The following is an 11,615-nucleotide window of genomic DNA, read 5'->3' as shown; positions in this document are numbered from 1 at the left end:
CGATCAACGGGCGCAGTTTTTTGGCCTATGTCGAGCAGTTTCTGGTTCCAACACTCAAGCCGGGCGATATCGTCGTGCTCGACAATCTCGACAATCTCGGCAGTCACAAGGGCGATGCGACTCGCAAGGCCATTCGGGCAGTCGGGGCGAGGATGATCTTCCTGCCGCCCTACAGTCCCGATCTCAATCCGATCGAACAGGTCTTCGCCAAGCTCAAGACTTTGCTGCGAAAAGCCGCGGAGCGATCCGTTGAGGCAACATGGAAACGCATCGGTTCACTCATCAAATGCTTCTCTGCACAGGAATGCGCCAATTATCTCAAGAACTCTGGATATGCATCAATCTAATCACAGAACGCTCTAACCGCGCGGCTTGCGGGTCGCCCAGGCAGGAGCCTGCCTGCCCGTCTCGGCGCGCTTGCCCAGATAGTCGCGCAAATCGGCAAAGGAACGGTTGCGTGCCGCAGCCGGGTCCGGCCATGCCAGCCCTGTTTCCGCGGTAAAGACCACCGCATCGCGCAGGCCGCCGTCCTTGTATTTCTGCAAGATCACACCCAGCCCACGCGACATTTCAGGCAACTGGTCCAGCGGGAACACAAGCATGCGCCGGTTCTGCCCCAGCACCAGCACATGATCGCCTTCGGCTGGCACGCAGATCAGCGCGCTTTCCTCGTCTTTCAGGTTCAGGACCTGCTTGCCCGTGCGCTTTTCCGCCGTCATGGCCGTTTCGGCCACCACCATGCCACGTCCGCTGCTGGAAGCCAGAAGCCGCTTGCGGGTATCATCAACGGGGAACATCGTGATGATGTCCTGATCGTTTGAAAGGTCGATCATAAGCCGCAGGGGCTGGCCATCGCCGCGACCACGCGGCAGATCACCCACACGCAGGGTAAACGCACGACCATCGGTGGCGAATACACACAGCCGGTCATTGCTGTAGCATTCCACCGACATGCCCAACCCGTCGCCTTCCTTGAACCTGAGCGCCTGCAGATCCTGTCCATGCCCGCGCACGGTCCGTATCCAGCCCTGCTGCGACAGGACGACCGTAAGGGGGTCACGTTCGACCGGCAGGGCCGATTCAACATCAATCTCGGGCGGCGGGGCGGCCAGTGCGCTGCGTCGTTTACCCAGCGCGCCACTTCCGAAGGTTTTCTGGATTTCCTTTATCTCGGATGCGATGCGCTTCCACCGCAGCCCTTCCTGATCCAGCAGATCCTGCAGGGTCTGCCTTTCGGCGCTGAGGGCGGCGTGCTCCTTGCGGATTTCCATTTCTTCCAGCCGACGCAGGCTGCGCAGGCGCATGTTCAGCACGGAATCCGCCTGTAGCTCCGTCAGGCTGAACGTGGCCATAAGGGCGGCTTTCGCGTCGTCCTCTTCGCGGACAATGCGGATCACCTCATCAAGGTTGAGATAGACCGCAAGGAACCCGTCGAGAATTTCAAGCCGCCGGTTAACGGCCACAAGCCGGTTGGCGCTACGGCGCAGAAGCACGTCATGCCGATGGTCCAGCCACGCCTGCAGCACATCCTTCAGGCTCCGCACGCCGGGCACCTGATCTGCACCCAGCACGTTCATGTTCAGGCTGAAACGGCTTTCAAACTGGGTGGCGCGGAACAGGGTTTCCATCAGCACCGCAGGTTCGATCCCGCGTGATTTCGGCTCCAGCACCAGTCTTATGTCGGTCGCGCTCTCGTCACGGATATCCGCCAGAAGCGGCAGTTTTTTCTGTTCCAGAAGATCGGCGACCTGTTCAATCAGGCGCGACTTCTGCACCTGATACGGGATTTCCGTCACCACGATCTGCCAGGTACCGAAACGGCCCTGTTCCACTTCCCACTTCGAGCGGATGCGAAATGCGCCGCGTCCCGTCTCGTAGGCGCGGACCATGGCCTCGCCATCTTCGACAATGCTGCCACCGGTGGGAAAGTCGGGACCGGGCATATGCGCCATCAGTTCCGCCGTCGTCGTACCAGGCTTGCGGATCAGGGCAAGGGCGGCGGCACAGATTTCCCCTACATTATGCGGCGGGATGCTTGTGGCCATACCCACGGCGATACCGGCCGCGCCATTGGCCAGAAGGTTGGGAAAGGCCGCGGGCAGGACAACAGGTTCCTGCTCCTCGCCATCATAGGTGGGGCGGAAATCGACGCTGTCTTCGTCAATGCCTTCCAGCAGCGCCTTGGCGACAGTGGTCAGACGGGATTCGGTGTACCGCATGGCCGCCGCGTTATCACCGTCGATCGAGCCGAAATTGCCCTGCCCTTCGACCAGCGGGTAGCGCACGGCAAAATCCTGCGCCAGCCGGACCAGCGCCTCGTAAACCGAAGCATCGCCATGCGGATGGTATTTACCGATCACATCGCCCACCACACGGGCGCATTTCTTGAACCCGGCGGACGGGTCCAGCCTGAGCTGCTGCATGGCATAGATCATGCGCCGATGCACAGGCTTCAGCCCGTCGCGCACATCGGGCAGCGAGCGCGACATGATGGTTGACATGGCATAGGCCAGATAGCGTTCGCTCAGCGCATCGACCAGCTTGGTATCTTCGATATGACCGGCTGTTGTGTCCACAGGCATGCAATCTTCCTCCCGCAGGTGAACAGATAGCGAAACTTTACGGTTTGTCCACCGGGTTGTGTCCGTCGGGTTCCGCAGGCTCGTCCTCACCCGCCTGACCGGGTGGCACGATATCGGCCTTACGGGCAATCATATCCGCCAGTCTGCCCCGTGCTTCAGGCACGGGACGGTGGCGCTGTCCAAACGCGTCACGATGCAGGAAATGACCGGACAGGCGCAGGCCGTCATACCAGTCCTGCGGCGTACCCACCTGATCGGAGTCCAGAACGAAAGCCGGAAGCGGCAGCAGGCGGTCGCGCCATTCCCCAGCCCGCTCATCCGACACGGCCCGTCCCGTACGCGGCGAGACCCATTTCAGATCGCCACTGTCCCCACCAAGCGCACAGTGCCCCAGATCCAGACCAAAACCCAGTTCGGACAGAAGCAGCAGTTCCCACCGAACGACTTCCGCCATGCCTTCGCGCTCCGCCCATTCAGGGTCGAGGCTTATGCGCGCCAGCAGGCTGGTCAGCCCCTGAAATACGGCCAGATGGGGCTCGCGTTCCGGCAGGCTGCCATCAGCCAGTGCGCACAGGGAAGCCAGAATGGCCAGCGGCACCGGATAATCCAGTATGCGCGCGGCAGACGCATGCACCGTTTCAGCCGTAATCGTGCCAAGCTGTTCGGACAGGCGGGCAACCCAGCGCGCGCGCACCAGATTGCCGGTCTGCCATACCGCGCGACCCCGGCTGGATGATCCGCCACGGGCCAGCCCATGATACAGGCCGTATTCGCCCGTCAGCACATGGACAATCGCGCTGCCTTCCCCATACGGGGTGGCAGATAGCACAAGGGCGGGTGCCTCCCATTCCATCAGGAAGCACCCGCCCTTGCGTAAAGAAAACCGGAAACCGGCAACTCAGATCAGTTGCCAGCAGCCTTTGCCACTTCAGCGGCAAAGTCGTTTTCTTCCTTCTCGATGCCTTCGCCAAGCTGGAAGCGGTCGAAACCGATCAGCTTCGCACCAGCCTTCTTGACGATCTCGCGCACGCGGCTTTCGCCATCATGCACCCAGACCTGCTCCAGCAGCACCACTTCTTCGTAGAACTTGCGGATACGGCCATCGACCATCTTTTCAATGATGGCTTCCGGCTTGCCCGATGCACGGGCCTGTTCCACCAGAACCGCGCGCTCACGCTCAAGCGCCTGCGGGTCAACACTGTTCACGTCCAGCGCAGCCGGACGGGTCGCCGCGACGTGCATGCCGATCTGACGGCCCAGCGTTTCCAGCGCATCGCTGGCGGACGGTGCTTCAACAGCGGCCAGAACGCCAATCTTGCCCAGACCGGGGCTGACGGCGGAATGAACGTATGTCGCAACCACGCCCGACGGGACGCTCAGCACGCGCGCACGGCGGATGGACATGTTTTCGCCAATGGTGGCGATCAGGTGCGTCAGTTCATCGGCAACGTTGCGGCCGCTCTTGAGCACGGCTGCCTTCAGCTTTTCCAGATCGTCGCCAACCGTAAGGGCGGCATGCGCCACTTCGGATACGAAGTTCTGGAAATGCTCATTACGGGCCACGAAGTCGGTTTCGGCATTGATCTCGACCATGGCAGCCTTGTTGTCGGCCTGCGCCACGCCAACCAGACCTTCAGCCGTCACACGACCGGACTTCTTGGCAGCAGCCGAAAGGCCCTTCTTGCGCAGCCAGTCGATCGCGCCTTCGATGTCGCCTTCGGCTTCCTTGAGCGCCTTCTTGCAGTCCATCATGCCCGCGCCGGTCTGCTCACGAAGATCCTTGACGAGTGCTGCGGTGATTTCCGCCATTATCCTGATACTCCTCACGACAGGCGCACGCCCCGCAATCCTGCGGGGCGTGTCCTTGCTGTGTCAGTAGCGTCGCGGGGTCATGCCACCACGACGCAATGATGTTATTCCGCGCTTGCGGCGGCTTCCGTCACGGCTGCTTCCACGGCGGGGTCAACCGGCAGTTCTTCGGCAGCGCCAAAGTCTTCGCCCGACGCGCCCAGCTCGGCGGAGATGCCATCGAGCACTGCGGACGAAACCAGCTCGCAATACAGCGCGATGGCGCGGATGGCGTCGTCGTTACCCGGAATCGGGAAAGTCACGCCACGCGGGTCGGAGTTGCTGTCCAGCACCGCCACAACCGGGATACCCAGCTTGTTGGCTTCTTCAACCGCCAGTTTTTCCTTGTTCGTGTCGATCACGAACAGGATGTCCGGCAGGCCGCCCATTTCCTTGATGCCGCCGAGCGAACGCTCCAGCTTCTCACGGTCGCGGGTGATGTCCAGGACTTCCTTCTTGGTCAGGCCCTGGGTGCCGTTTTCCAGCATGTCGTCAATGCCACGCAGGCGCTTGATCGAACCGGTAATGGTCTTCCAGTTCGTCAGCATGCCGCCCAGCCAGCGGTGGTTGACGTAATACTGGCCGCAACGCTTCGCCGCTTCCGCGACCTGGTCTGCCGCAGCGCGCTTGGTGCCGACGAACAGCACGCGACCGCCACCGGCCACGGTGTCACGGATCGCCTTGAGCGCACGGTCCAGCATGGGAACGGTCTGCTGCAGGTCGATGATGTGAACCTGGTTACGCACACCGAACAGGTACGGCGCCATGCGCGGGTTCCAGCGGCGGGTGTGGTGACCGAAGTGCACGCCGGCTTCAAGAAGCTGGCGCATGGTGAATTCAGGCATTGCCATTTCGGCTTGATCCTTGTGTCTGGTTTATCCTCCGTGAAGCGCGCCCTGTTTTTCAGGACACCAGAGGTACTGGCTTCACGTGCGAATTGGCCCCAACGCGGGACCGTGGCGGGATATGGCCGTTTTCGGCGCGCATTGCAAGAGCCGTGGGCCAGCATCCCGGCCATGATGCAACTTTTTTCCCGAGCACGGGTTAGGCTGCGCAAGGATGCGACACCATCCACCGCGCCGCATGCGCGCGGCCAGATATTTCGATAACGGACATAAGGACCGATCCCCCATGGCAATCACCAAATACGCGACGGCACACTGGTCAGGCGGACTGAAGGACGGCAAGGGCGAGATCTCGACCCAGAGCGGGGTACTGAAGCAGCAGCCCTACGGCTTCAATACCCGTTTCGAGGACAAACCCGGCACCAACCCCGAGGAACTGCTGGGCGCAGCCCATGCCGCGTGCTTCGCCATGGCGCTGTCGGGCATTCTGGGCGGGGCGGGGCTTACGGCCACGTCGCTCGATGCAAAATCCGAAATCGTGCTGGACAAGCAGGGCGAAGGCTTTGCCATCACCCATGCGAAGCTGACGCTGGAAGCCGAAATCCCCAACGCGACGGAAGAACAGTTCAGGGAACTGGCGGAAAAGGCGAAAGCAGGCTGCCCGGTCTCCAAGCTGTTCAATGCAACGATCACGCTGGATGCCAAGCTGAAAGGCTGAACCGGCAAATGGCGGGGAGCGGATGGCGTTCCCCGCCCGACCTCATGCTCAGGCACCATACGCTTCATGACAGGCATGGCATTCAGTCAGGTCTCGACCGACGGACCCCTTCCCATCCCGTCCTGATCGACATGGTCAGGCAGGTGGCAATCCGGGCAACTTCACAAAATTACAGGTTCCTGATTGCCCACCTGCCCCCGATGGCGCAGCAGGTGATCGGCCAGAACGCAGGCCATCATCGCCTCGCCCACCGGCACGGCACGGATACCTACGCAGGGGTCATGACGCCCCTTGGTCATGACATCCACGTTCTCCCCTTCGCGCGTGACGGAGGGAACGGGCGTCAGGATCGAACTGGTTGGCTTGACCGCAAAGCGGGCCACGACCGGCTGACCGGTGGAAATCCCCCCCAGCACGCCACCAGCATGGTTGGACGCGAACCGGAGCGCGCCATTTTCCATCCGCATCGGGTCCGCGTTTTCCTCACCCGTCAGGCAGGCGGAAGCGAACCCTTCCCCGATCTCGACCCCCTTGACGGCATTGATGCTCATCAGCGCCATGGCGAGGTCGGAATCAAGCTTGCCATATATCGGCGCACCCAGTCCCGGCGGCACCCCGTCGGCCACCACCTCGATCACGGCGCCGATGGAAGAACCCTTCTTACGAATATCGGCAAGGTAGTCTTCCCATACCGGCAGGATCGAAGCATCGGGACAGAACAGCGGATTGGCATTCACCATATCCCAGTCCATCCGCGCGCGGTCGACCGCATGCGGACCGACCTGGACCAGCGCCCCGCGGATACGCACGCCCTGCCCCAGTACCTTGCGCGCCACGGCTCCCGCCGCCACCCGCATGGCCGTCTCCCGGGCAGAAGACCGCCCACCACCACGATAATCGCGTATGCCGTATTTCATGTCATAAGCGACATCGGCATGGCCAGGGCGGTAACGGGTGGCGATATCGCCATAATCACGCGAACGCTGGTCGGTATTGCGGATCAGCAGGGAAATGGGGGTGCCGGTTGTCTGCCCCTCGAACACACCGGACAGGATTTCAACCTGATCGGCTTCCTGCCGCTGGGTGGTGAATTTCGACTGCCCCGGACGGCGGCGGTCAAGCCACGGCTGGATGTCGGATACATCCAGCGGGATGCGCGGCGGACAGCCATCAATCACGCAGCCAATGGCCGGGCCATGGCTTTCGCCCCACGTGGTGACACGGAACAGATGGCCGAAAGTGTTATGGGACATAAGGGCAGACTTCCCGCAATCAGTTACCGGCGACCGTGATGTCCGGCGCGGTCGGGTTCTTCATGCCGACAATATGGTAGCCGGAATCAACATGGTGGATTTCACCCGTCACGCCACCGGACAGATCGGACAGCATGTACAGCCCGGCCCCGCCAACTTCCTCCAGCGAGACGTTGCGTTCCAGCGGGGAATTATACTGGTTCCATTTCAGGATATAGCGGAAATCGCCAATGCCGTTGGCCGCCAGCGTCATGACCGGCCCGGCCGAGATGCCATTGACACGGATGCCATCGCTACCCAGATCGACCGCCATGTAGCGCACCGAAGCCTCAAGTGCCGCCTTGGCCACGCCCATCACATTATAATGGGGCATCACACGCTCGGCCCCCAGATAGGTCAGCGTCAGCATCGACCCGCCGGGGTTCATGATGCTGGCCGCGCGACGTGCGACAGCGGTGAAGGAATAGCACGAAATGTCCAGCGCCTTGAGGAAGGCATCACGCGGGGTATCGACATAGCGCCCGCGCAGGAACTGCTTGTCTGCCCAGCCGATGGCATGGACCAGAAAATCGATCTTGCCCCATTCCTTTTCGATTGCGGCAAAGGTCTCGTCAATCGCGGCGTCGTCCGATACGTCACAGGGCAGGACCAGCGACGACCCGACCGATTCCGCCAGCGGACGCACGCGCTTGCCCAGTGCTTCCCCCTGATAGGTGAAGGCCAGTTCGCCCCCCTGTTCGGCCACGGCGCGCGCGATGCCCCACGCGATCGAGCGGTCATTCGCCACCCCCATAACAAGTCCCCGCTTCCCCTTCATCAGTGTTCCCTTGGCGGAGATTTTGGGCGCGCCGTCTGACATGTTATTATCCTTAATGATAAATGGCGGATGAATTTTCGGCCTCGTGGTTGCACAAGCAGCCGTTTCGGACAAGATGCCGAGTGTCGCAATTGTAGCGAATATTCCTCACGCGGTAACTTACCTTATGTTTCCATATGTTTCGCATTCCAGCCCTGATGGGCCGGATGCGCGGCAGACAGCATTGCGGAACCTGAAATTCATGACCCCTCCCCTTATCGCCCTGGATGCGGACCCGTTCGACCTGTTCGATGCCTGGATGCGCGATGCAAGCGAACACGAACCCAATGACCCGAACGCCATGGCACTGGCCACCGCAACGGCGGAAGGGCGGCCTTCGGTCCGTATGATCCTGCTCAAGGGGGCGGACCGGCGCGGGTTCGTGTTCTATACCAACCTCAACAGCCGCAAGGCTGCCGATCTCAAGGCCAATCCCCATGCGGCCCTGCTGTTCCACTGGAAAAGCATCCGCCGCCAGATCCGCATAGAAGGCCCGGTGGAACCGGTCAGTGCGACCGAAGCGGACGCCTATTTCGCCAGCCGCAGCCGCATATCGCGACTGGGGGCGATTGCGTCCAACCAGTCGCACCCGCTGACGGACCGCGCCGTTTTTGAAAAAGCGATTGCCGAGCTTGAGGCCCGCTACCCCGGCGACGATGCCGTCATTCCCCGCCCGGCCAACTGGACCGGCTTTCGCGTGGTGCCCCAGCATTTCGAATTCTGGCAGGACCGCCCCTACCGCCTGCATGACCGCGTCGTATGGGACCGGCAGGGCGAAGGGTGGAACACACAGCGGCTTTATCCCTGATGCCCGAACTTAACGCCGCGTGATCCGTTTTCATCCGGGGGGACCTGCCTGCGCGTCTCCCCGGATGAACGGAGCATGAGGTACGTTGATGTGCATACGTAGTATACTTCTGCCACTGGCGGGGATGAGCAACGCGGAAAGCGCCCTTCAGGTCGGCGGCTATCTTACTTCCATGTTCAATGCACATCTTTCGGTCCTGCATGTGGGTACTGACATGCAGGAAATCGGCCCCCTCGTCGGTGAAGGGATGTCGGGCGCAATGGTGGAAGACATGATCGCGGCAGCGCTGAAGGAAAGCGCATCGCGACTGAAGGGTGTCCACCAGCTTTTCAATGACTTCATCCAGCGCACCCATATTCCCGTTGTAAAGGCCGAGACCCACCACCCGCATGGCCCCAGCGCCAGTTTCATTACCCATACCGGCCATACCCGCAGCATCGTATCCTTTCAGGCCCGGCTTTCGGATCTTGTGGTCGTGCGCCAGCCCAACCCGGAAGGGGATGTCTCCTCCTCCGATACGCTGCATGCCGTACTGTTCGAAAGCGGACGCGGGGTCATCATCGTTCCGCCCGTGGCGACCGAAACTGTCGGCCGGCGCGTCTGTATCGGCTGGAATGGTACGGTTGAAGCCGCGTCGGCCATTCATCACGCCCTGCCCCTGCTGCGCCGCGCGGATGCGGTGCATATCGTGCACAGTCCGGCCTACCAGCGCCCTGGCCCGGATGCCCGGCATGTCGCCGCTTTCCTTGCACGACATGACATCGCCGCCACTATTCACAAATTTGGTAGTGATTATCGCCCGGTGGGGGAAGACATGCTGGCGACAGCCCACAGCTTTGATGCCGACCTGCTGGTAATGGGGGCGTATTCACATTCCCGCCTGCGCCAGATGATATTGGGGGGTGTAACGCGGCATATGCTGGAAAACAGTGATATTGCCGTCCTGATGAGCCGCTGAACCGCCAGAATCGTCCATCATCGGCGCACCGGAGGGGATATAGAAGAAACAAGCAGGCAAAAACGTATATCTACAGCCAGACGCCTTGATTTTACGCCCCACGGGGATTAGGTGTGGCGTGAAAAGAACGCCATAGCCTAGTGTAAAATCTGGTCTGGGGGATATTATGCGCATTGATGCGGACATTGTGGCAGAACTGAAGCAGGCGGGTGAGAACGCATCCGAAGTGCTTCGTGTTGCCCTGACGCGACTGCGCGGACGCATTGCTCTTGTTTCTTCTTTCGGGGCGGAATCAGCGGTCATGCTGGCGCTGGCAGCCGAAATCGATCCTGCGGTCCCGGTCCTGTTCCTTGAAACCGGCCAGCATTTCCCCGAAACGCTGGCATACCGGCAGGAACTGGCCCGCGTCCTGAACCTGCGCGACGTGCGCGACCTGCATCCCGCCAAAAAGCAGATCATGAACCGTGACCCCGAAGGCCAGCTATGGGCCTTCGACCCGGATGCGTGCTGTGCGCTGCGCAAGGTCGAACCGCTTGATGAGGCGATGATCCCCTTCGATGCGTGGATCACGGGCCGCAAGCGTTCACAGGCCGCCACCCGGCAGGGCCTGCCGGTCGTGGAAGCCACCGGGGATGGCAAGGTCAAGATCAATCCGCTGATAAGCTGGACCCCACGCGAACTTGATGCCGAGATGACGCGCCGCAACCTGCCGCGCCATCCCCTTACGCTGCGCGGCTATCCTTCCATCGGCTGCGCGCCCTGCACCCGGCCGGTTGGCGAAGGTGAAGATCCGCGCAAGGGTCGCTGGGCCGGGCAATCCAAGACGGAATGTGGTATTCACGTCCGTGCGGCGGGGTGAGGCCAGCCTGTCCCCTTTCATCGGCCCGGTTTCGGGGCCATCTACTTTTCCTGTTTTCTTTCCTGTTACGGAAGGTCTGTAATCCATGGACGATCTCGACCAACTAGAGGCCCAGAGTATCTTCATCATGCGTGAAGCGTACCGGAAGCTGAAGCCGCTGGCGATGCTGTGGTCGCTGGGCAAGGATTCCAACGTCATGGTCTGGCTGGCGCGCAAGGCCTTTCTTGGGCGCGTGCCGTTCCCGGTCATGCATGTGGATACCGGCAAGAAATTCCCGGAAATGTACAAATTCCGTGATGAATATACCAAGAAATGGAACCTCGAACTGCTGCTGGGCGACTGTCCGCCGGTTGAGGAAATCGATCCCACCCTGCCGCCTGCCGCGCGTTCCGCCGCGCGCAAGACCGCAGGACTTGCCGCGATGATCGACAGGTACAAGCTTGCGGGCGTGATCGCCGGCATCCGGCGTGACGAGCAGGCCACCCGTGCCAAGGAACGTGTGTTCAGCCCCCGCGGCTCCGGCCACAAATGGGATGTCCGCAACCAGCCGCCGGAATTCTGGGACCAGTACGCCACCCCGCATGAAGCCGGCATGCATGTGCGCGTCCATCCCCTGCTGTCATGGCGCGAGATTGACATCTGGCGTTATATCGAACGCGAGAACATTCCGCTGGTCGATCTGTATTTCGCCAGGGACGGCAAGCGTTACCGCTCGCTGGGCGATCAGGACATCACCAGCCCGGTCGAAAGCAATGCCTCGACGGTAGCGGAAGTGATTGCGGAACTGGAAACGTCCCGCACATCCGAACGCGCGGGACGTGCCATGGATCATGAATCCGAGGATGCGTTCGAACGCCTGCGCGTGGCCGGTTATCTCTGAGCGGACAG

At 61.4% G+C, this 11,615-nt stretch carries 12 protein-coding genes; 6 read left to right on the top strand and 6 right to left on the bottom strand.

Features of this window, described 5'->3' with window-relative positions; genetic code table 11:
- Positions 1-347: transposase (locus tag CFR79_RS11240; RefSeq protein ID WP_146220135.1), on the top strand; the 347-nt coding region annotated here is incomplete at its 5' end.
- A 12-nt stretch (positions 348-359) separates the two neighbouring features.
- Here CFR79_RS11240 and parC read toward each other — a convergent pair.
- The 4 genes from parC to rpsB all read right to left on the bottom strand — a co-directional run bounded on the left by parC (position 360) and on the right by rpsB (position 5,281).
- Positions 360-2,582 carry a DNA topoisomerase IV subunit A gene (gene parC / locus CFR79_RS11235; protein WP_110547966.1) on the bottom strand — a complete coding sequence of 741 codons (2,223 nt, stop codon included), beginning with the start codon at positions 2,580-2,582 and terminating at the stop codon, positions 360-362.
- A 37-nt stretch (positions 2,583-2,619) separates the two neighbouring features.
- Entirely contained in the window at positions 2,620-3,435 is an 816-nt protein-coding gene (gene recO / locus CFR79_RS11230; protein WP_110547965.1) for a DNA repair protein RecO, read from the bottom strand.
- A gap of 50 nt (positions 3,436-3,485) precedes the next feature.
- Positions 3,486-4,391 (bottom strand): translation elongation factor Ts, encoded by a 906-nt coding sequence (gene tsf / locus CFR79_RS11225; RefSeq protein WP_102323543.1) that lies wholly within the window; start codon positions 4,389-4,391, stop codon positions 3,486-3,488.
- A gap of 104 nt (positions 4,392-4,495) precedes the next feature.
- On the bottom strand, positions 4,496-5,281 hold the full coding sequence (gene rpsB / locus CFR79_RS11220) for a 30S ribosomal protein S2 (protein ID WP_102323542.1): 786 nt from the start codon (positions 5,279-5,281) through the stop codon (positions 4,496-4,498).
- Between the two features lie 280 nt (positions 5,282-5,561).
- On the opposite strand from rpsB, the gene CFR79_RS11215 reads away from it, so the two are divergent.
- Complete coding sequence (locus CFR79_RS11215; RefSeq protein ID WP_102323541.1) at positions 5,562-5,993, top strand: OsmC family protein; 432 nt, start codon at positions 5,562-5,564, stop codon at positions 5,991-5,993.
- 161 nt (positions 5,994-6,154) lie between these two features.
- Here CFR79_RS11215 and aroC read toward each other — a convergent pair whose 3' ends face one another.
- Positions 6,155-7,246, bottom strand: a complete 1,092-nt coding sequence (aroC, locus tag CFR79_RS11210) for a chorismate synthase (protein ID WP_110547964.1) — start codon at positions 7,244-7,246, stop codon at positions 6,155-6,157.
- A 19-nt stretch (positions 7,247-7,265) separates the two neighbouring features.
- A complete protein-coding gene (fabI, locus tag CFR79_RS11205; RefSeq protein ID WP_102323539.1) occupies positions 7,266-8,105 on the bottom strand; it encodes an enoyl-ACP reductase FabI in 840 nt (279 codons plus the stop codon).
- 199 nt (positions 8,106-8,304) lie between these two features.
- Here fabI and pdxH point away from each other — a divergent pair, with 199 nt between their 5' ends.
- From pdxH to cysD, 4 genes are all read left to right on the top strand, one after another.
- Positions 8,305-8,910, top strand: a complete 606-nt coding sequence (gene pdxH / locus CFR79_RS11200) for a pyridoxamine 5'-phosphate oxidase (RefSeq protein ID WP_110547970.1) — start codon at positions 8,305-8,307, stop codon at positions 8,908-8,910.
- A gap of 124 nt (positions 8,911-9,034) precedes the next feature.
- Positions 9,035-9,868, top strand: coding sequence for a universal stress protein (locus CFR79_RS11195; RefSeq protein ID WP_102324192.1), 834 nt, complete (start codon positions 9,035-9,037; stop codon positions 9,866-9,868).
- Between the two features lie 166 nt (positions 9,869-10,034).
- The gene (locus CFR79_RS11190) at positions 10,035-10,727 is read left to right on the top strand and encodes a phosphoadenylyl-sulfate reductase (RefSeq protein WP_110547963.1); all 693 of its coding nucleotides are present in this window, start codon (positions 10,035-10,037) and stop codon (positions 10,725-10,727) included.
- 85 nt (positions 10,728-10,812) lie between these two features.
- Positions 10,813-11,607, top strand: a complete 795-nt coding sequence (cysD, locus tag CFR79_RS11185; protein WP_102323537.1) for a sulfate adenylyltransferase subunit CysD — start codon at positions 10,813-10,815, stop codon at positions 11,605-11,607.
- Positions 11,608-11,615: the final 8 nt, after the last annotated feature.

The sequence above is a fragment of the Komagataeibacter saccharivorans genome (assembly GCF_003207825.1).
Taxonomy (GTDB): Bacteria; Pseudomonadota; Alphaproteobacteria; order Acetobacterales; family Acetobacteraceae; genus Komagataeibacter; species Komagataeibacter saccharivorans.
The sequence above is the reverse complement of the archived record's forward strand: the minus strand, read 5'-3'. Positions and strand labels throughout refer to the sequence as shown.